The organism is Aeromonas sp. 5HA1 (assembly GCF_029237245.1).
Lineage (GTDB): Bacteria > Pseudomonadota > Gammaproteobacteria > Enterobacterales > Aeromonadaceae > Aeromonas > Aeromonas salmonicida.
In genome coordinates this window covers 1-24,175 of the sequence record NZ_JAACFW010000023.1, presented here as the reverse complement: position 1 = coordinate 24,175, position 24,175 = coordinate 1, and the positions used below count along the sequence as shown (strand labels likewise).

Annotated in this window: 19 protein-coding genes; 9 read left to right on the top strand and 10 right to left on the bottom strand. The window is 57.1% G+C overall.

Annotation, left to right across the window (positions count from 1 at the left end; all coding sequences use genetic code 11):
- Positions 1-3: 3 nt before the first annotated feature.
- From GWQ27_RS18120 to GWQ27_RS18105, 4 genes are all read right to left on the bottom strand, one after another.
- Positions 4-1,950 carry a ligand-gated channel protein gene (locus GWQ27_RS18120; RefSeq protein ID WP_275907988.1) on the bottom strand — a complete coding sequence of 649 codons (1,947 nt, stop codon included), beginning with the start codon at positions 1,948-1,950 and terminating at the stop codon, positions 4-6.
- 428 nt (positions 1,951-2,378) lie between these two features.
- Positions 2,379-2,591 carry an RNA chaperone/antiterminator CspA gene (cspA, locus tag GWQ27_RS18115; RefSeq protein WP_005316548.1) on the bottom strand — a complete coding sequence of 71 codons (213 nt, stop codon included), beginning with the start codon at positions 2,589-2,591 and terminating at the stop codon, positions 2,379-2,381.
- Between the two features lie 493 nt (positions 2,592-3,084).
- Entirely contained in the window at positions 3,085-3,369 is a 285-nt protein-coding gene (locus GWQ27_RS18110) for a DUF3811 domain-containing protein (RefSeq protein WP_011899186.1), read from the bottom strand.
- Positions 3,370-3,541: 172 nt separating this feature from the next.
- Positions 3,542-4,420, bottom strand: coding sequence for a cation diffusion facilitator family transporter (locus GWQ27_RS18105; protein WP_275907961.1), 879 nt, complete (start codon positions 4,418-4,420; stop codon positions 3,542-3,544).
- Positions 4,421-4,872: 452 nt separating this feature from the next.
- Here GWQ27_RS18105 and GWQ27_RS18100 point away from each other — a divergent pair, with 452 nt between their 5' ends.
- Positions 4,873-4,998, top strand: a complete 126-nt coding sequence (locus tag GWQ27_RS18100; protein WP_011899188.1) for a hypothetical protein — start codon at positions 4,873-4,875, stop codon at positions 4,996-4,998.
- A gap of 75 nt (positions 4,999-5,073) precedes the next feature.
- On the opposite strand, the gene GWQ27_RS18095 is transcribed toward GWQ27_RS18100, so the two are convergent.
- Both GWQ27_RS18095 and GWQ27_RS18090 read right to left on the bottom strand, forming a co-directional pair.
- Complete coding sequence (locus GWQ27_RS18095) at positions 5,074-5,832, bottom strand: transporter substrate-binding domain-containing protein (protein ID WP_275907960.1); 759 nt, start codon at positions 5,830-5,832, stop codon at positions 5,074-5,076.
- Positions 5,833-6,000: 168 nt separating this feature from the next.
- Complete coding sequence (locus GWQ27_RS18090; RefSeq protein WP_005316531.1) at positions 6,001-6,591, bottom strand: single-stranded DNA-binding protein; 591 nt, start codon at positions 6,589-6,591, stop codon at positions 6,001-6,003.
- Positions 6,592-7,110: 519 nt separating this feature from the next.
- On the opposite strand from GWQ27_RS18090, the gene GWQ27_RS18085 reads away from it, so the two are divergent.
- The 6 genes from GWQ27_RS18085 to GWQ27_RS18060 all read left to right on the top strand — a co-directional run bounded on the left by GWQ27_RS18085 (position 7,111) and on the right by GWQ27_RS18060 (position 17,371).
- The gene (locus GWQ27_RS18085) at positions 7,111-7,773 is read left to right on the top strand and encodes a LuxR C-terminal-related transcriptional regulator (protein ID WP_265434555.1); all 663 of its coding nucleotides are present in this window, start codon (positions 7,111-7,113) and stop codon (positions 7,771-7,773) included.
- Positions 7,774-7,868: 95 nt separating this feature from the next.
- Positions 7,869-10,697, top strand: a complete 2,829-nt coding sequence (gene uvrA / locus GWQ27_RS18080; protein WP_265452856.1) for an excinuclease ABC subunit UvrA — start codon at positions 7,869-7,871, stop codon at positions 10,695-10,697.
- A 144-nt stretch (positions 10,698-10,841) separates the two neighbouring features.
- On the top strand, positions 10,842-12,527 hold the full coding sequence (locus tag GWQ27_RS18075; protein ID WP_275907959.1) for a diguanylate cyclase: 1,686 nt from the start codon (positions 10,842-10,844) through the stop codon (positions 12,525-12,527).
- A gap of 444 nt (positions 12,528-12,971) precedes the next feature.
- Positions 12,972-13,583, top strand: a complete 612-nt coding sequence (locus GWQ27_RS18070; protein ID WP_021140735.1) for an OmpW family outer membrane protein — start codon at positions 12,972-12,974, stop codon at positions 13,581-13,583.
- 219 nt (positions 13,584-13,802) lie between these two features.
- A complete protein-coding gene (locus GWQ27_RS18065) occupies positions 13,803-15,782 on the top strand; it encodes a methyl-accepting chemotaxis protein (RefSeq protein WP_125602521.1) in 1,980 nt (659 codons plus the stop codon).
- Between the two features lie 8 nt (positions 15,783-15,790).
- Positions 15,791-17,371: an extracellular solute-binding protein gene (locus GWQ27_RS18060; protein ID WP_275907958.1), complete on the top strand. Its 1,581-nt coding sequence runs from the start codon at positions 15,791-15,793 to the stop codon at positions 17,369-17,371.
- 64 nt (positions 17,372-17,435) lie between these two features.
- On the opposite strand, the gene GWQ27_RS18055 is transcribed toward GWQ27_RS18060, so the two are convergent.
- Positions 17,436-18,236 (bottom strand): GNAT family N-acetyltransferase, encoded by an 801-nt coding sequence (locus GWQ27_RS18055; RefSeq protein ID WP_087756675.1) that lies wholly within the window; start codon positions 18,234-18,236, stop codon positions 17,436-17,438.
- Between the two features lie 329 nt (positions 18,237-18,565).
- Here GWQ27_RS18055 and metF point away from each other — a divergent pair, with 329 nt between their 5' ends.
- Positions 18,566-19,462: a methylenetetrahydrofolate reductase gene (gene metF, locus GWQ27_RS18050; RefSeq protein ID WP_021140731.1), complete on the top strand. Its 897-nt coding sequence runs from the start codon at positions 18,566-18,568 to the stop codon at positions 19,460-19,462.
- 70 nt (positions 19,463-19,532) lie between these two features.
- Here metF and GWQ27_RS18045 read toward each other — a convergent pair whose 3' ends face one another.
- A complete protein-coding gene (locus GWQ27_RS18045; protein ID WP_275907957.1) occupies positions 19,533-20,597 on the bottom strand; it encodes a DUF3103 family protein in 1,065 nt (354 codons plus the stop codon).
- A 150-nt stretch (positions 20,598-20,747) separates the two neighbouring features.
- Complete coding sequence (locus tag GWQ27_RS18040) at positions 20,748-21,899, bottom strand: benzoate/H(+) symporter BenE family transporter (RefSeq protein WP_275907956.1); 1,152 nt, start codon at positions 21,897-21,899, stop codon at positions 20,748-20,750.
- Between the two features lie 121 nt (positions 21,900-22,020).
- On the opposite strand from GWQ27_RS18040, the gene GWQ27_RS18035 reads away from it, so the two are divergent.
- Positions 22,021-22,596 carry an XRE family transcriptional regulator gene (locus tag GWQ27_RS18035; protein ID WP_275907955.1) on the top strand — a complete coding sequence of 192 codons (576 nt, stop codon included), beginning with the start codon at positions 22,021-22,023 and terminating at the stop codon, positions 22,594-22,596.
- Between the two features lie 10 nt (positions 22,597-22,606).
- Here the strand turns inward: GWQ27_RS18035 and GWQ27_RS18030 are convergent, their stop codons facing one another.
- A complete protein-coding gene (locus tag GWQ27_RS18030; protein ID WP_275907954.1) occupies positions 22,607-23,803 on the bottom strand; it encodes an NnrS family protein in 1,197 nt (398 codons plus the stop codon).
- Positions 23,804-24,175: the final 372 nt, after the last annotated feature.

Below are 24,175 nucleotides of genomic sequence, written 5' to 3'. Positions count from 1 at the left end.
TGATCAGAAGTTGTAGGTCATTCCCAGTGTGTAGCGGCGCCCGTCCAGCACTGTACCGAAGCTGGTGTAATCCACCGTCTTGTCGAACAGGTTGTAGATACCGGCGGTCACGTCCAGGTTCTTGTTGGCCTTGTAGACCAGACCTGTGTCAAAGAAGGTGTAGGAAGGCGTGCCCTCTGCCATCTTGACCCGGCTCAGGTAGTCAGAGGTCTTGCTGCGGAAGTTGACCCGTGACCAGAGGCTGACCTCTTCTGTGGTCTGCCAGTCGACCGTGGTGTTGAACATGTGGCGCGGCATCTGGTTCAGAGGCTTGCCTTCCATCGGGCCGCTCTTCTGCTCGGACTGGGTGAAGGTGTAGCTGGAGGCGAGCGACCAGTCTTCGTTGATGGCCCAGTTGGCCGTGCCTTCCACCCCGCGCATATTCGCCTTGTCGACGTTGATGCGGTCGCTGATGAAGTCATAGGTATGACCGTTCAGGGTACAGGAGGGATCGCTCTTGCTGGTGCAACGGCGGATCTCGGAGATCTTGTCCTCGAAGTCAGTGTTGAACAGAGTCAGCCCTGTGCTCAACCCCTCCTGGCCATCCCACAGCAGTGCGATTTCCTGGCTCACGCTGGTTTCAGGTTTGAGAGCCGGGCTGCCCACCAGCATCCCATCCTGAGTGCCCCCACCCGTGGCCTGGCCCCAGTTGGCGGCCGACATGCGCAGATCCGGTGAACGGTAACCGGTGGAGACGCCCCCTTTCAGCGTCCATGACTCAGCCGGATGCCAGACCCCGTACAGACGCGGGCTCCAGTGAGTGCCGTAGTTCTGATCCCTGTCCATGCGTACGCCGCCGGTCAGGGCGAAGCTGTCGGTCAGTGCCCACTCGTCCTCCACGAACATGGCCCAGCTCCAGCGGGTCAGCTGGTTGGCGCGGTTGACCACGTTGAGCTGGTTGCCTTGATCCTGCAGATCCTCGTAGCGGTACTGGCCACCCACGCTCAGGTAGTGATCCCCAAGCTCAAACTGGGTGTGGGTGTCGGCTATGGTGTTGATGAGCTTCATCTGGCGGCCGGGATTGGTGTTCTCTTCCCGCTGCAGATAGCTGGTGGAGGAGCCAAAGTCGTAACGGCCGTCGTGGGTGATGGCGTAGTTGGTGCGCTCGTAAGTGCTCAGGCTGGGCTTGGACTTGGCCGGGATGGACTCACCCGGCGTGCGATCACGATCCTGCAGACCGCGGCTGGCCTCGAAGTCGAAGCGATTGTGCTCGTCAGGGGTCAGGCTGAACACGGCAGTGCCGCTGCGCATCTCCTGTTCGGCGAAGCCATTCTGGAACTGATCCTCACCGCGATGGGAAAGCTGGCCGTTCAGACGCACCCCCAGCAGCCCGTCTACCAGTGCGCCGGCCGTGTAGGCGTTGGTCTGGAAGATGTTGCCTGAGTCCTTGTTCTCCTGGAAGGTGGAGTCAGCATGCAGCGACCCCTGCCATGCCGTCATGCTGGCGGTCTTGCGGGTGATGACGTTGATGACACCGCCCATGGCATCGGATCCGTAACGGGAGGACATGGGGCCACGCACTACCTCGATACGCTCTATGGCTTGCAGCGGTGGCAACCAGCCCTGCTCTATGCCCGGGCCATCGCTGTTGGGACGAGTGCCACGACTGTCGACACGCTTGCCATCCACCAGCATCAGCGTGTATTTGGAGCCCATGCCACGAATGCTGATGTCACTGCTGCTGCCACCCCCGGTGATCACCACGCCCGGCACATCTTTCAGTGCATCGGTCACGTCGCGGTAGGCGCGTTTTTCCAATTGCTCACGGGTCACTACCGAGATGGAGGCGGCGGTATCTTCGATCTTCTGCTGGAAGCCGGAAGCCGTCACAACCATGACTTCCTGTTCGGCGGCATAGGCGTGGGAGGCGAGGGCGGCGAGAATGAGCGTGGTCAGCTTGTTGCGGTGCATTTTTATCATGTTGGCCTGAACTCTTTTAATGAGAAAGTGACATTCATCCTTTGGGTGAACTCGATGGGGTGACTTCACTGCATCCCGCGTGAAATCAGGACTGGGAAGGTTCAATTGAATAATCTTCCCGTTTGTCGGCTGGCATTGTAATGATCAGTGAAAGATGTGTAAACGATAATTAATCTCATTAAGTTTGTTGGGCTGTCATAGGGCCAGCAGGAGGGGCAGACAGAGCGGGGAGTACCTGGGTGACATAAAGCAGCAAGATGAACAGAGGCGAGGGAGAGATGAAAGGGCTGAGAGAGAGGGGGTAAACGGGGTAAACACTGAATTTCAGACAACAAAAAACCCGCCTAGGCGGGTTTTTTAATTCTTGCAGAAGGTCTTCTCAGCAGGCGTTAGCTAGCGTGAAGGCTTCCTTGCTTGAATTACAGACCAACTACGTTGGCAGCAGCCGGGCCTTTCTGGCCTTGCTCGATGGTGAACTCAACGCGCTGACCTTCGTCCAGAGTTTTGAAGCTGGTGGACTGGATTGCAGAGAAGTGTACGAACACGTCTTTGCTGCCGTCAGCCGGGGAGATGAAACCAAAACCTTTCTCGGCGTTGAAGAATTTAACGGTACCAGTCATTTTGTTAGACATAATAATTTCCTAAAATAGTGTTTTAAGTGCCAAAATTTGGCAATCTATGATTTTTCGTCAGCAATACGTATGGGGAGCACTAAAGAAGGAGAATTATTTAATAAGAACTATCGTAGATAACTCTTATACTAATCACTGCTTTACTAAAATGACTGCCTAACATAAACAGGTCTGAACTACCGAACCATCGAGAGAGATTAAAACATGCTATCTTCGTTAAAGCAAACTTTATCTCAATATTAATTTCTGGTTATCGACGTGCTACCAACTTCATATTGTCACATGAGCCACGGTGTTCACTGGCGAGATTGAGCGCTGGCCCTTGCTATGATTGGCGCTGAGCTTTTTTGTGACTGCTTTCTGACTGGCGTAGAGGCGTTCCTGATCAAGAGCGGTATAGCAGTGCTCTTCCTTGGTTGCCGCAGGGCCTGAATGGCAAACGCCCACCCACACCGGTCTGGTGTGGGTGGGCGTTCATCAACACAGCGCTAACTCAGCGCTTGCTGCGAAACTTGTTGCTGACGGAGTCGATCCAGCTGAAGGTTTCTGGCAGTACCTGATTTCTGGCCCGTTCTTTGGCCTTTTCCCGAGCCAGTTTGGAAGCCACCTTGGCCGCCTCTGCACGATCTGCCACGATTTTAAGCCGGCCTTCCTCACGGATCCTGTTACGTTCTGCGTTGGTCAGCTGATGATCAGCATTGGCCTGGGCTTTTTGGAGCAACAGGGTTATCTCGGCCTTTTCGGCTTCGGTGAGGTCTTTCATTTCCAACTTTTTCACGGCGCGCTCCTGGGGCGGCTGGGGGGTGGAATACATTAACACATTTTCACCGACTATTTCTTATGCAATCCGCTCTGTTGTCATAAAAGAGCCGGTTCTGCACTTTTCTCCGTCATTTATCTGCCAGTTCACTGCAGATTTCTCGTATGTCCCGGTTTGTCTGGTACAGCTCTCAGCCGTGGCCGCTCGGTTCGACATGGATCAACACTATGGCATGAGGTATGTGATGCATTATGCCTTCTTCTATCCGATCGCAGATGGCGTGGGAGTGTTCGATGCTCATCTCCTTGGGCAAGGTCAGATGGAAATCGATGTGGCGACGGCGTCCGGCCTGGCGACTGCGCAGGGCGTGAAAGCCCCCATGCTCCGGGCAGCACTGTTCGATCACTCGGGTCGTCATGGCCAGTTCCTCCTCGTTCATGCTGTGGTCCAGCAGTGGTTGAAAAGCCTGGTCAAGCATGGACATTGCTTCTCTGAGAATGAAGAGCGCCACGCAGATGGCGACTATGGGGTCGAGCAGATAGAGGTTGTAACCCAGCCCGGCGGCGAGCCAGATACCCGACAGACCGGCAGCCACCCCGAGGGAGGTCAACACGTCTGCCTTGAGGTGCAGGGCATCCGCTGCCAGGGCAACGGATTCTTCCTCTTTCGCCACCCGATACAGATAGGTCGAAACGCCGCTGTTGACCAGCGCCGAGATCAGCATGACCAGTACGCCAAAACCCACGCTTTCGATCGGCGTTGGTGTGATCAACTTGCCGATAGCTTCGAAGATGATCCAGCCAGCGGCCAGCAGGATCAGCAAAGCTTCGATCACGCCGGAGACGTTTTCTATTTTGTCATGTCCATAAGGATGGCGTTGATCGGGGGGAATATCTGACCTGCGTACTGCAAACAGGGCGATGAGAGCTGCCACCAGATCCATTGCCGAATGAATTGCCTCCGAAATAATACTGACGGAGCCACTCAGAATGCCAGCGAATATCTTCATGATAATCAGTGTGATGTTTGAGCAAACGGAGACCAGCGCGGCTCTCGTTTTTCTGGTCATGGGATGTCCTTATTCTCGGGAACATAATTATAAAAATAAGTCGGGATAATATCAGCTTGAAAATAAAACCGCCTATTCAGGTTGTAATATTTTGTTTCTGACGGTAGTGAGAATGCTTATCTAAATTACCTTGTCTTATTTAAAGAATAGTTATTTTTGATTTGGTGATTTATTTCGATTCGTGAGTGAATATGTCAGGGGAGGCGAATTTTATCAGGCATACTCAGGTTTTTTGGCCTTTCATGCCATCACGTATCCGATCAGGGCCGAGATGGAGGCATGACTCAGGACGCACCCTGGCTGATGAGGGTGGATTCTTGCGCAACATTGGGGGTATGCTGGAGTGAGTGCGATCAATCGGTCGTCACTGAAAGCGTACTACTGAAGTCTACGATTCGGATGGCATGCTGGAACCTGGGTTCCAACTGTCTGGGTAACATTTTTGGAGTTTGATGATGAGTAACAAAGAACATCACAACGGCAAAGATGCCAAGAAAAAACCGCAGATGTCACTGAAAGAGAAGCGCGACGCCAAACGTCAGAAAGCAGACCTGAAAAATGGCAGCGCTATAAAGTAACGCTCCTCCACGCTGTAGTTCCTCTGGAGCCAGTATCAAGCCAGCCTTTCACAGGCTGGCTTTTATGTTTTCGCCTTATGGTGTGGCGCCGTAGGCCTCGAAGATCTGCCTATAGCGTCCGTCGACTCGCATGGCATCCAGTTGGCGATCGAACCTGCGTTGCAGCTCCACCTGACGAAAGGCGAAATGGTAATGGGTTGGCGCAAACAGGTCATATTGCCTGACCCGGCCACTAGCATAGAGCTCGGCGCCATATTTGCTGTCGGCCAGCTCTGCCAGATAGTAGTAAAACACCCGCTGCTCCAGGATCACTGCATCCACCCGCCCCAGCATCAGTCTGTGAACCTGCCCCTGTTGTTTGGCGACCTCCTCATAGCGGGGATTTTGATCCGCCATGCTGGCAAAGGCACCTCCCAGTATCTGGCGAGCCCGCTGAAAGGCGCTGACTCTCAGGGTTTTCATATCGTCCAGTGTGCTGATATGAGTCTTGCCGAGGGTGAACACCCGGTTATGGAAGGCGATCACTGGCTGTGACAGGAAGACATTGTTCAGCATGCCGGGCTTGACGTTGATGATGGCGTCAAGCTTGCCGGACTCCAGCATCCGGAAAGTGCGTTCCAGTGGCAGATATTCAAAGCGGGGCTCATAGCCACTGTCGCGAAAGGCCTCTTTAAACAGGTCGAGCTCGATCCCGCGTCCCTCTTCCTCGATCACATAGGGGGGGATGGCGAAGCTGACGCCCACCCGCAGCAGTTCGGCGGCAAATAGCCGGGGGGCCACCATGGCGGCGGTCAGACAAATGGTGAGCAGTAGCGTGCGATGCAGAAACACCATGAGTTCTCTCTGGCAAACGAGTCGCCCTGAGCATAATCCCAAGACGGCCTGTGACACGTGGAAATAACGGCCACATTCACACAGGAATAGCACCGCATGCCGTGCCTGCGTCAATAACAGGTAAAAAAAGGCCCTGCATGAACAGGGCCTCTCGGGATTCATTGCCGATTAAAACGGGATATCGTCGTCGAAGTCCATCGGCGGCTCGTTGTAGACAGGCGGTGCTGACTGGGGCTGCTGGGCCGGACGACCATAACCGCCTTGTGGCTGCTGCATGTTCTGCTGCGGTGCGGCGGCAGGACGAGCCTGGTTTACCGGCTGCTGGGCTGGCATGCCTTGTTGCGGTTGACCCCAGTTGCCTTGCGCTTGAGGTTGGCCACCCATGTTTTGGCCAGCGCCACCTTGCGGGCGACCACCCAGCATCTGCATCACGCCACTGAAGCTGTCTACCAGCACTTCAGTGGTATAACGCTCTTGGCCACCTTGATCCTGCCATTTGCGAGTCTGCAGTTTCCCTTCGACATAGACCTGGGAGCCCTTCTTCAGGTACTCGCCAGCCACTTCGGCCAGCTTGCCCATGAACACCACACGGTGCCATTCTGTACGCTCTTTCTGCTCACCGGTCTGCTTGTCGCGCCAGGTTTCAGAGGTGGCCAGGGTGATATTGGTCACGGCACCGCCACTCGGCATGTAGCGTACTTCCGGGTCTTGTCCCAGGTTACCGATCAGAATGACTTTATTGATGCCTCGACTGGCCATAATCTCTCTTCCACCCTTTATATACCGGCCAGGCCATATGCCCGGACCAATTCAACATATCGTTTGTTTTCTGCGAGATAGGCAGCATCGCTTGGCGACACTGACACATCATGCGATGACTGAACCCGGTTCAGTCGGCCAGCTGGCCAATGTTCCGCTTTCAGATTTTGGCCGCAATAATAACAGTTGGCGTGAACGAGCGCACATCTTCCTGCCCTGCCATCCTCCACCCGTAACATGAACCGAAGGATTAACTTACACGAGGCCGACCATGGCCAGCAAGCAAGCAGGGCTGGATGGCCTGAGCAAACGTAGCAAAACGGGTTCCGACTGCACTGTGACACTCTTTGCCGGGCACAGTGCCAGTATTCCACCCAAATGGGGGGGCATGGCTAGTCATTTGTATTGCTTGGGAAATTGGTGAGTTTCAAAAGAGGCACACTGGCGTCTAATGCTTTTTTAATGCTGCAGCGTTTGGGGGGCTTGGTACTCTCTGCTGCCAAAAAAACCATGGCCTGAATGTTCAAGGACGTGCTCTTCATGACCACCCCATACACCATAGTCGTACTGGTGACTGAAAATAATGTGCAGGCGACCAGTTTTCAGAGCTATCTGGCTGAGCAGCTGGCACTCCCCATCCTGCTGGTAAGCACCCTGGAGGCGCTGCCGGAACAGGATGGGCGAGAGTCACACCCATTATTTCTGGTCGATCTGGATTACCTCAAGTCGAGCCAGCAGAGTGGGTGGCCGAGGGAGATCTCCAGTCGCTTCGGGGAAGCCAACACGATATTGCTCAATGCCCCGGCCAGCACGGATCGCGAGTTGTTGCTGATGTGGCCTCACACCAGCGGACTCTTCTTCCGCCAGGATCCGCTGGATCGGCTGGTGCTCGGCATTCGCAAGGTGTTGCAGGGGGAGTACTGGATCCCGCGCCATTTGCTGTGTGATCTGGTCAACTACTACCGCAAGGGGGGAGAACATCACCTGCGCAACCAGACGCTGCTGACTGCGCGCGAGCAGGAGATCATTCGCTACCTGATGACGGGTGCCTCCAATACCGAGATTGCCGACAGCCTGTTTGTGAGCGAGCACACCATCAAGTCCCACCTCTATAACGTCTTCAAGAAATTGAACGTCAAGAACCGGTTGCAGGCGGTGAGCTGGGCCAAAGAATATCTCTGAAATCGATGGAGATGATGGATAAAACCTGTCTATTCATCCAGTAGTCTCTATGCCATACTGATTCGCTCTGATTTGTGTATCGAGCGTGCAACAAGATGGAAAAGATAGTGGTCCGGGGTGCTCGCACCCATAACCTCAAGAACATCAATCTGACCTTGCCCCGCGACAAGCTGATCGTGGTTACCGGCCTCTCCGGTTCAGGCAAGTCCTCCCTGGCGTTCGATACCCTTTATGCCGAAGGGCAGCGTCGCTATGTGGAGTCGTTATCTGCCTATGCCCGCCAGTTTCTCTCCCTGATGGAGAAACCGGATGTGGATCACATAGAGGGGCTCTCCCCTGCCATCTCCATCGAGCAGAAATCCACCTCCCACAACCCGCGCTCGACCGTCGGCACCATCACCGAAATTTATGACTACCTGCGTCTGTTGTTTGCGCGGGTAGGTGAGCCCCGTTGCCCGACTCATGCCATCCCGCTCGCCGCCCAGACCATCAGCCAGATGGTGGATCAGGTGCTGGCCCAGCCGGAGGGCAGCAAACTGATGCTGCTGGCGCCCGTGGTACGGGATCGCAAGGGTGAGCACACCAAGTTGCTGGAGAATCTGGCGGCTCAGGGCTATATCCGGGCCCGTATCGATGGCGAGGTGTGTGATCTCTCGGATCCACCCACCCTGGAGCTGCACAAGAAGCACACCATAGAAGTGGTGGTGGACCGCTTCAAGGTACGCGATGACCTGGCGTTGCGGCTGGCCGAATCGTTCGAGACGGCATTGACCCTCTCAGGCGGTATCGTGCAGGTGGTGCCCATGGATGGGGAGGAGGGGGTTGGGCCCATGACCTTCTCTGCCAACTTCGCCTGCCCCGAGTGTGGCTACTCCATGTCGGAGCTGGAGCCGCGCATCTTCTCCTTCAACAATCCTGCAGGTGCCTGCCCCACCTGTGATGGGCTCGGGGTACAGCAATATTTCGATCCGGCCAAGGTGATCCATGATCCTTCCATCAGTCTGGCCAACGGCGCCATTCGTGGCTGGGACAAGCGCAGTTTCTATTACTTCCAGATGCTCAAATCCCTCTCCGATCACTACAAATTCGATCTGGAGGCCGCGTGGGAAGATCTGCCCCTCAAGACCCAGGAGGTGATCCTGCGTGGCTCGGGCCGTACCGAGGTCGAGTTCCGTTACATGAACGATCGCGGCGATGTGGTGGTGCGCAAGCATCCGTTCGAGGGGATCCTGCACAACATGGAGCGCCGCTACCGTGAAACAGAGTCCAACTCGGTACGGGAAGAGCTCTCCAAGTACATCGCCAACAAATCCTGTACCAGTTGCGGCGGCAGTCGACTGCGGGAAGAGGCGCGCCACGTATTCGTGGACAACCGCAACCTCTCCGCCATCGCCGAACAGTCCATCGGTGATGCGCTGGCCTTCTTCGAGGGACTGAGCCTGACCGGCCAGCGCGCCCAGATCGCCGAGAAGATCCTGAAAGAGATCGTCGAACGGCTTGGGTTCCTGGTGAATGTCGGCCTCAACTATTTGAGTCTCTCACGCAGTGCAGAGACCCTCTCCGGCGGGGAAGCCCAGCGTATCCGGCTGGCGAGCCAGATCGGCGCTGGCCTGGTTGGGGTCATGTATGTGCTGGATGAACCTTCCATCGGCCTGCACCAGCGTGACAACGAGCGGCTGCTCACGACCCTCATCCATCTGCGCGATCTGGGCAACACCGTCATCGTGGTGGAGCACGACGAAGATGCCATTCGCTTGGCTGACCACGTGCTCGACATCGGCCCCGGGGCCGGGGTACACGGCGGTAATATCGTAGCTCAAGGGACACCCCAGCAGATCATCGACAACCCGGATTCGCTGACCGGTGACTATCTCTCTGGCCGCAAGCGGATTGCCATTCCTGCCGAGCGTACGGCGCTCACTGGCAAGTGGTTGAAACTCAAAGGCGCGAGCGGCAACAACCTGTGTAACGTCAATCTGGATCTGCCTCTCGGGGTGATGACCTGCGTCACCGGTGTTTCCGGCTCCGGCAAGTCGACCCTGATCAACGATACCCTGTTCCGCATTGCCCACCGCGAGCTCAACAAGGCGACCGAGTCGACCCCGGCGCCCTATCGCAGCGTTGAGGGACTGGAGCATCTGGACAAGGTGGTGGATATCGACCAGAGCCCCATCGGTCGTACCCCGCGCTCCAACCCGGCCACCTATACCGGCCTGTTCACCCCGATCCGCGAGCTGCTTTCCGGCACGCAGGAGGCGCGCTCCCGTGGCTATCTGCCGGGTCGCTTCTCCTTCAACGTCAAGGGCGGTCGCTGCGAAGCCTGTCAGGGGGATGGGGTCATCAAGGTGGAGATGCACTTCCTGCCGGACGTTTACGTGCCATGCGATGTCTGCAAGGGCAAGCGTTACAATCGCGAGACCCTGGAGGTGAAGTACAAGGGCAAGAACATCCACGAAATACTGGACATGACGGTGGAGGACGCGCGTGCCTTCTTCGATCCGGTACCGGCAGTGGCGCGCAAACTGCAAACCTTGATGGATGTGGGTCTCTCTTACATTCGCCTTGGTCAGTCAGCGACGACGCTCTCCGGCGGTGAGGCGCAGCGGGTCAAGCTGGCGCGCGAGCTCTCCAAGCGGGACACCGGCCAGACCCTCTATATCCTGGATGAGCCGACCACAGGGCTGCACTTCCACGATATCCAGCAGCTGCTCAAGGTATTGCATCAACTGCGGGATCGCGGCAATACCATCGTTATCATCGAGCACAATCTGGACGTCATCAAAACCGCCGACTGGATCGTCGATCTGGGACCCGAGGGGGGCGCTGGCGGCGGTCGCATTCTGGTGACGGGCACGCCGGAGCAGATCAGCCGTTGTGAGGATTCTCATACGGCGCGCTTTTTGGCGCCGCTGTTGGTAAAATAATCACAGCAGTCATGAGACAAGGGGCCCTGGGCCCCTTGTTTTTTATGGTGGATATTCAGTTGCCGTCTCAGGAAGCGGATACTCCATACTTGGCACAAGACCCTTTCCGCTCCGTTGTTTGCCATCCAGAGGATATTGGCGTTCATGGCTCAATCTTCCCGCTCCATCGACCACTTGCTGGCTTACTCCATGTTTCCCGTCTGGGCCGGCGCCATCCTGATGCTGCTCATCGTGATTGCCCTGGCACAAGTACCGGCGGCGCAGCGGGTCGAGGAGCAGCGGATGAAGGATCACCTGCAGCGAGTGATCAAGGCAGTGCAGGGAGATATCAACGCCATCAATGCTTTTGCCCGTGACTGGGGGATCTGGGACGAGAGCTATCGCTTCCTGGCTCATCCCAATCAGGCCTATATCCGTTCCAACTTGCTGGTCGACACCCCGATGCGGGATTTCGAACTCAATGTGTTGAGCTTTATGGATTTACAGGGACATGAGATCTGGACCCGCACCCTGCTGCCCGAGACGCCAGACACGGATACGACCCTGCTCCCTTTCTTTCTGGATGACCTCAAGCAGCAGCTGCTGCGTCAGTCGCGTCAAAATGGAGTGAGCAGCTTGAGCGGGGTAAGAGGTTCCCAATGGGGGCCGCTCATCTTTTCGCTCCAGCCAGTGACCGACTCGCAAGGCAGCATCAAGCCCAACGGCTACCTGCTGGTCACCCGCTGGCTGGATGCGCGGTATCTGAGTGATTTGGCGGAACGTACCGCGCTTTCCCTGACTATTTCCCAGCCCAAGCCCTCCGACAACTTCGTCTCCTTCAAGCCGCTCAAACCACAGATGCGTTACCGACTGGTGGATCTGGGGCTGCAACGGGTCAGAGGGGAGGGCTTGTTGCTCGATAATGAAGGGGATCCCGTGCTGACCCTGATAGTGGAAGAGGAGCGTTATGTGTTGCAGGGGGCCATGGAGGGGGCTATCTGGACCTTCTTTGGCATGTTGTTGATCAGCATCGCCTGCGTCCTGATGGCCCTGGCCCGGCTGAGAGCCATAGTGTTGGGGCCGGTCAGCGAGATGGTGAAGGCGCTGCAGAAATTTGGCGACAAGCAGGATGTGAGCCTGCTGCCGCTTATCGACAGCAGCCAGGAGATGGCCCTGCTCAGCCGCAAGTTCAGGGAGATGGCGGCCAAGATCAGTCTGCACCACAGTGCCTTGCAGGCGCACTCTTCCAGGATGGAGGTCGCCGCCTATACGGATCCGCTCACACATGCCTCCAATCGGCGCTACCTCGACGAGTGGTTGCTGAGCCGGGATAACGTCACCGCTGCCAGGGTGCTGGTGATCCTGGACCTGGACTACTTCAAGCAGGTCAACGATCGCTTTGGCCACGACATGGGAGATTTGGTGTTGTGCCAGCTGGCCGCATTGATGCGCAATGCTCTCGGCGAGGAGGAGCCGCTGATCCGGCTGGGCGGGGAGGAATTCCTGCTGTTGTTGACCTGTGAGGAGGCGGAGCGGGTGGCAGCTCGGATTGAGCGCTTGCGCCGCAAGATTGCCGAATATCGGTTCGGTCGGGAAGAGGTGCCCCTCCGGATGACGGCATCACTAGGGTATTGCAGTTACCCCCTGCACCCCGAGCTGAAAGATTCGTTCTGGAATATCAGCTTCAAGCTGGCGGACATGGCGCTGTACAGGGCCAAGCAGGAGGGACGGGATCGCTGGCGGGGATACAGCGGTGAACTGGCTAGGGAGCAGTGGGCATTGAGCCCGGAACAGATAGTGGAGGGAGAGTTCCTCTTGTGTCAGGCATCCCATCTCCGTCAGCCCGCTTGATGAGTCTGTATTGACAGTAGGATGCAGGGGATAAATACCTGCCACATCAGCTGGAAAAAAGGGGATCTCATATGATGGTGACGCGGAGACTATTGCGTTTCCCTTTGGTCTGTTTTTTTATGAATATTCCGCTCACAGCCGAGTCACATTTGATACAAAAATACACTGCCATGAAGACTAGGTAGTCACAAGCCGCTGCTTAAATCCACCATAAGATATATTTGAATGGTTATTTAATGGGGTTTAATCTGAAGTTATTTAAACTAAATTATTGTTATTAATGTAATTTTATTTATTTTGTCGGAGCTTCAGGCGGTCTGGAAGCTGCTGTACACATCTATCTATTTCTTGGTAACTTTTGAGCTAAATCAATAACCCCGCATTCACATCCTTTTATAGTCTTCAGGCTTGCAACATAGAACGAAAACTAAAAGGAAAAATGTGATGAAAAAGATCCTCCCTCTGATGATCGCAGCCGCACTTGCTTCTCCCGTCGCCATGGCCCACCAAGCTGGCGATATTCTGGTGCGCGGCGGCCTGGCATTTGTCTCTCCTCAAACGAGCAGTGATGACGTACTGGGTACCGGCGAGCTGGAAATTGACAGCAACATGCAGCTGGGTCTGACTCTCTCTTATCTGATCACGGATAACTGGGGTGTCGAGCTGTTGGCAGCCACTCCGTTCTCCCACTCCGTTTCCACTGCTGGTCTGGGTGAGGTTGCCAAGGTCAAGCACCTGCCACCGACCCTGATGGCGCAGTACTATTTCGGTGATGCCAAGAGCAAGGTTCGTCCTTACATAGGCGCCGGTGTGAACTACACCACTTTCTTTGATGAGGAAGGACGTGGTGCCCTGGCAGGAACCGATGTCAGCGTAGACTCTTCCTGGGGCATGGCCGGTCAGGTCGGTCTGGACATGGCGATCAACGATCGCTGGTTTGTCAACGCCTCTGCCTGGATCATGGATATCGACACCGATGTACACACTGCCGTCGGTACCATCAAGACCTCCATCGATCCCATGGCCTTCATGTTTGGTGTCGGCTATCGCTTCTGACAAGTAGCCGAACCGGTCCGTCAAGGGCCTTTACAGCTAAGCACGTCTCTTTGGCCCGACACTGTTCGGGCCCTTTTGTGTCTGCTTTATCCTCAGTCAATGGTGATCCAACCCTATATGGATCAATAAAATAACCCAAGCCCACCCTCTATAATTCGCCGCTTGTGCCGATAGTGTCTATGTTCACGTTACCTTCCCCCCACGAGTGAGGATGTCTCCATGGGTTTATCTATTGTGCAGCGGATCATCGCCGGATTTGTGTTGATGCTGCTGCTGTTGATCCTGCTTGGCGTGATCAGCACGGTGAAGATCAGGGGTATCAACGACGGTTTGTCGCAGGTATCCGACCAGGCGACGCCACTGGTGATTGCCGTTGCAGGCCTGAAAGGCGCCCTGCAAGACAGCAACCGCTGGGTATTGGTCTATCGGACCAGCGAGGAGGCAAGTCAGTTGCCACAACTCGCCAGCCAGTTCAAAGAGCAGCAAACCCGCTTCACTCAGCTGAGCCAGGAGATGGGCAAGTTCACCGGGGTCGCCGAGGCCAATGCCCGCTTCCAGCAGGTGGATAGCGCCACCAGGCAGTTCTATGGTCTGGCGGACCAGGTGCTTGCCCAGCACAGCCAGTGGGTCAATGCCCTGGTTCAGCGCCACAAGCTGGAGATCGATTTCATCCGGCTGGAGGACACCTATCAGCGTGCGGCGGATCTGCTGCTGCAACAGACGGCAAGCAAGCGCTCCATGCGCAACAAGGCCGAACTCATCACCTCCGGGATCGCCCGTGATCTGAAAAACATTCGCCGAGCCGATGCCAAAACCGACCTCAATGAACTGGAAAAGGTGCTCAGCAAGGACATAGAGATGGCCCGCAAGCGCCTCGAACGCGTGCTGGTTCCAGACGATGTGAAGCAGCGTTTCGTGTCCAACCTGGATCGCATGCAAGAGCTGGCACTCGGTCAGCAAGGCTTGCTTGCCACCATGCGCAATGCCCAGCAACTGGCGGCATCCTTGCAGACGTTGAACCAGCAGCTCGACGCCAGCCTGGTCAACAGCTTGAGCTTGCTCGACCAGATGGGCCAGTCGGCCGGGACTATCGCCAGCCAGAGCCGTACTACGGCGGATGATGCGGTCAGCAGTGCCAGCTTCTGGATCCTGATCGTCGCCGCCATTTCGGCTGGGGCAGCGCTCATCATCGGCTATACCACGGCGCGCAGCATTCAGCGACCGCTGCAGATGATCAACAAAGAGTTGAATTACATGGCGGCCGGTGACATGACCCGCCGTATCAACTATCAGAGCAGTTGTGAGTTCGGCAGCCTCTCCCGCTCCATCGACACCCTGGCGGGCAAGACGGGGGAGTTGCTCTCCCAGATCAATGCCGGCTCTCGCCACCTGGTGGAGGAGGCGAGCCGCGCCGCCGAGATCAGCGAGCGGGCCATGTCACGGGTGCAGGATCAGAAGAGCCAGACCGATCAGGTGGCTGCGGCCATCACAGAGCTGGAAGTGAGCGCCACTGAGGTGGCCCGTTCCACCGATGGTACAAAACGGGAAGTGGATCTGGCTGATGATGAGGCGAGAAGTGGCCGTCAGAAAGTGGCCACCACACGTCGCATCACCGAACAACTGGCTGGTGCCATGGAAGAGGCCGTCGGTATCACCTACAAGCTGGGAGAGTTCAGCAACAATATCGGCAGCATTCTGGATGTGATCCGCAGCATTGCCGAGCAAACCAACCTGCTTGCCCTGAATGCGGCCATCGAAGCGGCCCGTGCTGGCGATGCCGGTCGCGGTTTTGCCGTGGTGGCTGATGAGGTGCGAGCGCTTGCCAACCGTACCCAGACCTCGACCGAAGAGATCCAGGCGATGATCGAGAACCTGCAGAACTCGAGCAAACAGGTGGTGGAGGTGATGGGCCGCAGTCAGGACCAGACCCGCAGTTGTGTTGAACAGACTCGTGAAATGGACCTGGCATTGCAGTCCATCGCCGAGCGGATGACCTCCATCAAGTCGATGGCGGATCAGGTTGCCCATGCCGCCCAGGAGCAGATTTCGGTCAGCCAGGGGGTGGCTCGACATATCGCCGGCATCGCCGACGTGGCCTATGAGACCGAGCGGGAGGCGAGAGAGTCGGCAAGCAGCAGTGAAGTGCTGGCGGATCTGGTCGCCAAGCAGCAGCAATTGATCGCACATTTCAAGGTCTAGGAGGGCTTATGTCTAACAAGTGGATTGGGGCCCTGAGTCTCCTGTTATGTGGTCAACTGGTGGCCAGTGAGCTGGTGATCGAGAGCTGGCGGACGGATGACAAAGTCTTGTGGGAGCAGAAGATCATTCCTGCTTTCGAGGCTGCTCACCCGGGAATCCAGGTGAAATTCAATGGTGTGCAGAACGTCGACTACATGCCGACCCTGTTGACCAGTCTGAAGGATGGCAAGGCAGGAGATCTCATTACCTGTCGCCCGTTTGACGACTCCCTTGCCCTGTTCAAGGCCGGTCATCTGGCGGAGCTGACCGAGATGTCAGGGATGGAAAACTTCCCGAGTTTTGCCCAGTCACCCTGGCAAACCGATTCCGGTGCCCAAACCTTCTGTGTGCCCATGGCGTCAGTGATCCACGGTTTTTTCTACAACAAGAAGATATTCAGTGAGTTGGGCCTGACCATACCGCAAACCCGCGATGGTTTCTTTGCCGCGTTAGACAAGGTGAAAGCTGACGGTCGCTATGTGCCGCTGGCCATGAGTGGTGCCGAGAGCTGGGTTTCGTCCGAACTCGGTTTTCAGAACATAGGCCCCAACTATTGGAAAGGGGAAGATGGTCGTCTGGCGCTGATCGGCGGGCAGGAGCGGCTCGACAACCCGCAATACGTCAAGGTGCTTGAGGAGCTGGCCCGCTGGCGCCCCTACCTGGGAGAGGGGGGTGAGAACCGGGACTATGCCACCACCAATGAGCTGTTCACTTCCGGCAAGGCCGCCTTCTACGTGGCGGGATCGTGGGAAATCGCCCCCTTTACCGGCAAGGTCGATTTTGGCGTCATGCGCCCACCAGTAGCCAAACAGGGTGATGGTTGTTTCTTTACCGATCACACCGATATAGGTATGGGCATGAACCCCGCCAGCAAGAACAAGGAGGCGGCCATGGCGTTCTTGCAGTGGCTGACCACCCCCCAGTTTGCCGAGCTCTATACCAACTCGCTGCCAGGGTTCTTCTCCCTCTCCAACCACTTCTTTGATGTCACCAATCCGGCGGCGAAGGAGATGATGGAGTGGCGCGATCAGTGTGATTCCACCATACGGGTGGCGACCCAGATCCTCTCCCGTGGCAAACCCAAACTGGGGGATGAGCTGGCCGAGGTGAGTCAGGCCGTGCTGCTGGGCAAGATGGCACCACAAGCGGCGGCAGACCGGCTGGAGCAAGGGCTGAAGGGCTGGTATCCACCCCATCAGGGCAACAAGGCCAAGGGGCAGGATTGCCAATGTGAGGCACCGGCTGTTCCCGCCACTGTCGTACCTGCGGTACCCACCACTGAGGCTCAGGTCGCACCAGCGCCTGCGGCTACCCCCGCGACCGAGGTACCGGTCGATCCTGCGCCTTCGGCTGTCTCCGCCACGACAGAGACGCCTGCCGTTCTTTCGCCATCTTCGGCCACACCCGCCGTGACAGAGGATGCCCCTGCCGCGCCCATCCCATCGATCACGCCGGCTATGCCAGCCTCTGCAGCGGCCGCCCCGTTACCGGCGCCATCTGCCGAGATTGAGCAGGCACTGTCCGAAGAGTTGGAAGCGCCACAGCAGTAAATGGCAACATCATAAATAACGGGAGGCACCAGCCTCCCGTTTTCATTTCTGCCTGCCACTCGGGCTATTGTGTCTCATGGGGCCAGCGGCAGAGGCTGCCGATGCGGGCCACAGGGGTAAAGCCCAATGAACGATAGACCCGCTGAGCGTGGTAGTGCTCGTCGGCCACTATGATGAGCTGCCTGGCCCGCTCCAACCCCTGGCGCGCAACCTGGCTCAGCAGCTGACGGCATAGCCCCCGGTTGCGCCACTCCTGATGAGTACGTACCAGTTGAAACCGACCCATGGTCCCGGTGAAGAAGAGGCCGCAGCTGGCAACCAGCTGATCCTCCTGCCAGATCCCCCACCACTTCCCGAGTCCATCCGCGATCATGGCTTCATACAGGCGACGTCGGGACTGCAGGTAGGGGAGATAGTTTTCCACCGAGTGACCGGGATCTCGCTCATTGAGCTCAAACGCCAGCCAGACATCCCAGTCGGCGGGCGAAAAAGGGCGGGCTTCTGCGGTTTGGTCGATAGTGGCAGCCTGGTGCAAGTTGGTGGCATCCAGCGCCAGCACAACGCATTCCATGTATTGATATCCCGCTGCCACGAAACCTGCTACGCGGCTGTTCTGGCCTTCCGCCAGCGGCCACTGAAAGGTGCGATGCTGCACTCTGGGGTCCAGTCCAATCAGCTTGTCAAAACTGGCCTCGAGCCAGCCTTTGTCACGATCGCTGGGGGGGGTGGGGAGCAGCAGGTAGTTGCCAAAATAGTAATCGGGAGCATCAGGGGTGCGCACGGCCCAGAACTGCTCATGGTCTACCACGTTGCCCTGATAGCGATCGAACAGCAGGTCTGTTGCAAAACCGGGGTGGGTATCCATGACGAGGCTCCTGCGAATGGCTCAATTGGTTATCGGCAGGGAAGGGAAGAGGTTGAAAAAGGGGCCGGAGAAACCTCCGGCCAAACAATCACACGCAGATTCAGAACGTTCAGGACGATCTGTGTTCATCATAACGCGACTCCACGGCTTTTGGGATGGGGTGCCAATCGTTACTTCAGGTTAATTGCCAAATAAACAGCAGAGTCTCACTCCTATCTGTAAATCAGGGTTGACTTTGATCCGTTTTCTCATAAAGATATAAAGACGTTTAGACGTCCAAACATCCGTTTTGACGTAGAGGAATGGGTTGCAGGGCAGGGAGAGAGCAGATGGGATTTCACAGTGCACGTCAGGTTGAGGCACTCAACCAGAGTCTGGCCGATTTAAGCGGTGACATAGGGGTTAGTTTCGAGTTTTTTCCACCCAACAGTGAAGGGATGGAAAATACCCTCTGGCAGTCCATCGAACGGCTGAAAGTGCTGGAACCCAAGTTCGTCTCCGTGACCTACGGTGCCAACTCAGGCACCCGGGATCGTACTCACAAAGTGATCAAGGACATCAAGGAGCGTACCGGCCTGATCGCGGCGCCCCACCTGACCTGTATCGATGCCAGTCGCGACGAGCTGCGTACCATAGCCCGCGATTACTGGAACAGCGGCATCCGCCATATCGTGGCCCTGCGTGGTGACTTGCCGCCCGGACTCGACAAGCCTGATATGTATGCCACCGATCTGGTGGCCCTGCTCAAGTCAGAAGCTGATTTCGATATTTCGGTGGCCGCCTATCCGGAAGGTCATCCCGAGGCCAGAAGTGCGCAGTCAGACTTGCTCAACCTCAAGCGCAAGATTGATGCTGGTGCCAACCGCGCCATCACGCAGTTCTTCTTCGATGTGGAGACTTACCTGCGTTTTCGGGATCGATGCGCCGCCATCGGCATAGATGCTGAAATCGTGCCCGGGATACTGCCGGTCTCCAACTACCAGACCCTGGCCAAGTTCGCCGGTTTTACCAACGTGAAGATCCCGCGCTGGATGCATCAGCGTTTCGAAGGGCTGGACAACGATCAGATGACCCGCAACCTGGTGGGCGCCAGCATTGCTATCGATCAGGTGCGCGTGCTGAGTCAGGAGGGGGTGAAGGATTTCCACTTCTATACCCTGAACCGCTCAGAGCTGACCTACGCCATCTGCCATACCCTGGGCGTCAGACCGAAGGACCCGGCCTGACACAGGTTGCCGCAGGCACAAAAAAAGCCAATGAGTTGCTGCTCATTGGCTTTTTTGTCATAGCGGCTTATCAAGGCCGGGTTGGGGCTATCTCTTTTGGTTCGAGATCGATGACCGCATTGCCGGCGGCACCCGGATACTGGTGATAGCTCTGGTCCTGCTCCAGGGTGTAGAAGGTATCCAGATAGTCATCGTTGTTGGTCATCCAGGAGTCGGGCAGCGCCTTGACGATACGACCGCCGAGATCCAGGAAGGGCAGGGCCTCCGGCACGCCGCCAGCGGTAAAGGCGAGCTTGAGGGCATCGATGAACAAGGCGCTCAGCTCCTTGTAGTTGACGTTGTCATCCTGCTCCATCATGACGATGTCGACGGCACCCCAGCGGTAGCGATCCCAGTACACCAGGATCTGGTTGGGGGTGTAGTCTGTGTTGTCATAGTCGAGGTAGGGCATGTCGACTATGTCGACCACGGGCTCATCCCGGCTGGGATTGACCCCGGCGACCACCGCATAGACTTCGGCCGCACCCAGCAGCCAGGGCTCCTGATCATCCTTCAGTCTTATCTTCTTCAGGATGCTGGTCTTGAGCGGTGCCGTACTGGCGGCGGTGCGCGGGGCTGCCTGCAGATCGGCTGCGGCCAGCGCCTTGCGCATCACCTTCAGGCCGGCGTTCTTGGCCTTGACGGGGTCTGCTTCCACCACCAAGACAGGTCGCGCCGGTGCCTTGTCCACATCCAGATAGACGGGATTGCCGGCGCTGTCGAAAGCTTCGATCGCGCTCCAGCTCTTCTCATCTCCGCTCGGTACATAGGCAACCAGGGGTTCGACCCCTTGTTGCAGTGCGGCGGCCTGCTCCGGGGTGGCCAGTCGCAGTTGCATCAACTGCTTGACTTCGCCGTCCAGCCCTTGCCGACTGATGGCGGCCTGGTTGGCATCGCTCGCCTGCCGTTTCAGCCGTGGACTGGCTTTTTGCAGCAGGTTAGGCAGCGGGCTCTGGTACTCCTGATTGCTCAGCAGTGGCAGCAGGTTTTTCTGCTGTAGCGCGAGCTGGCGTGCCAGCTCCCGATCCGAGTCGGCAGCGTGGGCGGTGGTGGCGCCCAGCAGTGCCAGTAACAAGATGACAGCCTGATTCCTCATTATTATTCTCCAGTTTATGAGTCTGACATGAGGCACGCATCGGGGAAGAAGAAGTGCCTCGGCACCACTTAATGGCAATTAGTTTCAGCTGTGAACCAATTTTTCTGAATTCTGTGCTGTGTCTCACGGGAGGCTCCCCAGATGGTCAGGTCAGTTTCTTCGTTGATTGACTTGATGCAGGATGACACCGACGAGCAGCCCCCAGCAGGCGGCGCCGATACCCAGCAGGCTGATCCCGGAGGCCGTGATAATGAAGGTGAGCAGGGCGGCTTCTCGCGCTTCGTCTTGTTGCAATGCCGTGTGCAGGCTGCTGCCTATGGTGCCGAGCAAAGCCAACCCTGCCACGCAGGTGACCAGCGTGGCAGGAAAAGCGGTGAACAGGGCGGCCACGCTTGCCCCGAAGCAACCGGTCAGCAGATAGAAGCCGCCAGCCCAGACGGCAGCCGGCCAGCGACGGCTGGCGTCGGGATCCACGTCCTTGCCCATGCAGATGGCGGCCGTAATGGCGGCGAGGTTGAAGGCATAACCGCCGAAGGGGGCCAGCAACAGGCCGGTCAGGCCGGTCCAGGTGATCAGGGAGGAGGTAGCCGGTTGGTAACCGTGAGCTCGCAATATGGTAATGCCGGGCATGTTCTGGGAGGTCATGGTGACGATGAACAGTGGCAGGGCTATGCCGAACAAGGCATCGAAGGAGAAGCTCGGCCAGGTCCAGACCGGGCTGGCGAACTGCCAGTGCAGAGTGTCGAGTTGCAGATCCCCCCGCAGGACACAGAGGGTTATTCCCATCGCCAGCACCAGCACCATGGTGTAGCGAGGCCAGAGATGGCGGCCCAGCAGGAAGGCCAGTAGCAGGGTACCAAGCAGCAAGGGATCTTGTGGCGCGATCTTGAACAGATCCAGCCCGAATCTGAGCAAGACTCCGGCCAGCATGGCGGCGGCCAGCGGAGCCGGGATATGCCGCATCAGGCGATCGAACCAGCCGCTGATGCCGCACAGGGTGATCAGCAGGGAAGAGATAACGAAGGCGCCTATGGCCTCAGCCAGGGTGAAGTTGCCCAGGCTGGTGATCAGCAGGGCGGCCCCCGGGGTCGACCAGGCGGTCAGTACGGGTATGCGGTAATAAAAGGAGAGGCCGATACAGCTTATTCCCATACCGATACCCAGCGTCCATAGCCAGGAGGCAAGCTGGGTGGCATCGGCACCCGCCGCCGTAGCAGCCTGAATGATCAGGATGACGGAGCTGGTGTAGCCGACCATCACGGCGATGAAACCTGCCACCAGGTGGGGAAGGGCGAAGGGCATAGTGACGTCCTTGTCGGATTGTGACTGGTTGTGCGTTATTACGTACAATGTGTCTTCTGACTATATCGTTGTGCGTTATAGCGTACAAGGCGATTCATGCAAGAGTAATAAAGAGGCAGTCATGCAAGAGATGAATCAGCATCTGGCCCAACGTCTGAAGGGATTGCGCAGCGAACTGGGCTGGAGCCTGGATGTGGCAGCGCGTGAGACGGGGGTGAGCAAGGCCATGCTGGGGCAGATTGAGCGGGGAGAGTCCAGTCCTACTGTGGCTACCCTGTGGAAGATCGCCACCGGCTTTCGTGTTTCCTTCTCCAGCTTTATCGAGCCTGCCCCGGCAGCGCAGGGAGAGGTGCTCTATCGTACCGCCGACGCCATTCGCCAGCAGCCTGCGGGAGAGGGCATGCAGGTCGCCCCCTTATTTCCTTATGAGAAGCGGTTTGGTTTTGAATTGTTTGAACTGACGCTGCTACCCGGGTATCAGCGCGAATCCGAACCCCATGAGCCCGGTGTGACCGAGCATGTCATCGTCATCAGTGGTCTGATGGAGGTGCTGATGGAAGGGGAGTGGCGTTCACTGGCGCAAGGGGAGGCGGTGCGCTTTGCCGCCGATCGCCCCCATGGTTATCGCAATCTGGGGATTGCTCCAGCGATCTTTCACAACCTGATCCACTATCCTGCGGCCAGGCCCCGAGAATAAGCCCGGATGATCAGCCCGGACGGCCATCCGCCCTGGGGCTGGTCAGTATGGGGGCATAAACCCAGACGAACAGGCCATAGGCGCCGACCCAGGCCAGACCACTCAGGTTCCAGCCGTGCAGGGTATAGGCAGGCCAGAGTAGCGGGATCACAACCCGGATCACGGCTGCCGCTATGACCAGTGCGAACGCGCAGCTTATCCGGTGCCCCACTTGCAAGGCTCGACCGCTATGGCCGAGGGAGACGCGCGCTATCATCCCCAGGATCATGGTGCCCATGCAGCCGGCGCTGAGCAGGTGGCTGGCCGTCGACAAGGTGATGGGCTGTCCTGCTGTCTGCGCCCCGAGAGCGAGCAGACCGAGCGGAATAAACAGGTAGGCGAGATGCAGTGACCACAGCAGGGGATGAGCAAGGGTGGTCGGGAGGCGCCAGCGCAGTTGTCGCCACAGATGCAAACCTGCCGCCACTATATATAGAGGCACCATATAAGTGCTGGTGGTCCATTGGGTGGGGAGCAGCAGCCAGCACAGCAAAATAAGCCACAGCGATGCGAGTGCTATGCGCTCCAGCCACGGCAGGGGAGCGGCTTTCTCCAGGCCGGTACCTCGGGCGGTGAAGAAGGGGATGACCCGTCCTCCCATCACTGCAATCAGGGTCGTGAACAGCAGCACTGTCGTGATCAGCAGATGCTCTATGGCGATCCACTCCCCATGCCATAGCCAGCTAGCGCCATTGAGCAGAGTCAGTACCACGAGCAGGGGGACAAAGAAGAGGTTGCGCCATTGGCGGGTCACTATGATGGGTTTGGCCAGGAACCAAGCGCAGAGTGGTAACCACATCAGATCCATCATCATCAGAACCGGGTTCCCTTCTCCCAGCCAGGGCAACAAGCACCTGGGTACGGCCCACAGGCCCACGACCAGTGCCAGCGGCCAGCCCCGAACACCGGGATGGGCCGTCCAGTTCTGTACGGCGGTTAGCAGAAAGCCCGCCACTATGGCGGCGCCGAAACCAAACAGCATCTCGTGGGCATGCCACCAGATGGGGTTGCCGACTCCTGGCAACAGGATCCAGCCATTGAGCTGTGCCAGCCAGCCCAGCATGGCCAAGGCAGAGAAGAGGGCCCCGAGCAGGAAGAAAGGCCGAAACCCCAAGCGGAACAGAGGAACTATCTGTTCTTCTTTGCGGCTATCCAGGATCTGATGCATGGTTAAACCTTAATTGACATTTGAAAAGCCAATTATAAAGTGACTTTTCAAATGTTCAATTTAAATCCAGTCAAAGCCTGAATTGATGGGGTTATGAGCAAAAAGGCACGGGTTTGCTGCATATCTGAGCGAACGAACAATTGCGATGAAAAAGCCCTTGTCATCCCGGCGCCGCTCCCTATAATGCGCCACTACCAGCACGGCGGAACACGCCGAACTGATGAGCCAGCTTCCTTGCGAAGCCAGCGCCGAAAGAAAAGCGAAAACAACCGCTTGACTTTCGAAGTGAGGAGCGTAATATGCGCCTCCTCAACGCGACAAGCGTGACGCTCTTTAACAATTTGAATCAAGCAATCTGTGTGGGCACTCACA

Coding starts and splice junctions, on each gene's coding strand:
- GWQ27_RS18040 (WP_275907956.1), bottom strand. CDS start 21,899: ATGCCCTTCGCCCTTCCCCACCTGGTGGCAGGTTTCATCGCCGTGATG.
- GWQ27_RS18035 (WP_275907955.1), top strand. CDS start 22,021: ATGCAAGAGATGAATCAGCATCTGGCCCAACGTCTGAAGGGATTGCGC.
- GWQ27_RS18085 (WP_265434555.1), top strand. CDS start 7,111: ATGTTCAAGGACGTGCTCTTCATGACCACCCCATACACCATAGTCGTA.
- GWQ27_RS18095 (WP_275907960.1), bottom strand. CDS start 5,832: ATGGTGTTTCTGCATCGCACGCTACTGCTCACCATTTGTCTGACCGCC.
- uvrA (WP_265452856.1), top strand. CDS start 7,869: ATGGAAAAGATAGTGGTCCGGGGTGCTCGCACCCATAACCTCAAGAAC.
- GWQ27_RS18060 (WP_275907958.1), top strand. CDS start 15,791: ATGTCTAACAAGTGGATTGGGGCCCTGAGTCTCCTGTTATGTGGTCAA.
- GWQ27_RS18065 (WP_125602521.1), top strand. CDS start 13,803: ATGGGTTTATCTATTGTGCAGCGGATCATCGCCGGATTTGTGTTGATG.
- cspA (WP_005316548.1), bottom strand. CDS start 2,591: ATGTCTAACAAAATGACTGGTACCGTTAAATTCTTCAACGCCGAGAAA.
- GWQ27_RS18090 (WP_005316531.1), bottom strand. CDS start 6,591: ATGGCCAGTCGAGGCATCAATAAAGTCATTCTGATCGGTAACCTGGGA.
- GWQ27_RS18100 (WP_011899188.1), top strand. CDS start 4,873: ATGATGAGTAACAAAGAACATCACAACGGCAAAGATGCCAAGAAAAAA.
- GWQ27_RS18075 (WP_275907959.1), top strand. CDS start 10,842: ATGGCTCAATCTTCCCGCTCCATCGACCACTTGCTGGCTTACTCCATG.
- GWQ27_RS18045 (WP_275907957.1), bottom strand. CDS start 20,597: ATGAGGAATCAGGCTGTCATCTTGTTACTGGCACTGCTGGGCGCCACC.
- GWQ27_RS18120 (WP_275907988.1), bottom strand. CDS start 1,950: ATGCACCGCAACAAGCTGACCACGCTCATTCTCGCCGCCCTCGCCTCC.
- GWQ27_RS18055 (WP_087756675.1), bottom strand. CDS start 18,236: ATGGATACCCACCCCGGTTTTGCAACAGACCTGCTGTTCGATCGCTAT.
- GWQ27_RS18030 (WP_275907954.1), bottom strand. CDS start 23,803: ATGCATCAGATCCTGGATAGCCGCAAAGAAGAACAGATAGTTCCTCTG.
- GWQ27_RS18105 (WP_275907961.1), bottom strand. CDS start 4,420: ATGACCAGAAAAACGAGAGCCGCGCTGGTCTCCGTTTGCTCAAACATC.
- GWQ27_RS18070 (WP_021140735.1), top strand. CDS start 12,972: ATGAAAAAGATCCTCCCTCTGATGATCGCAGCCGCACTTGCTTCTCCC.
- metF (WP_021140731.1), top strand. CDS start 18,566: ATGGGATTTCACAGTGCACGTCAGGTTGAGGCACTCAACCAGAGTCTG.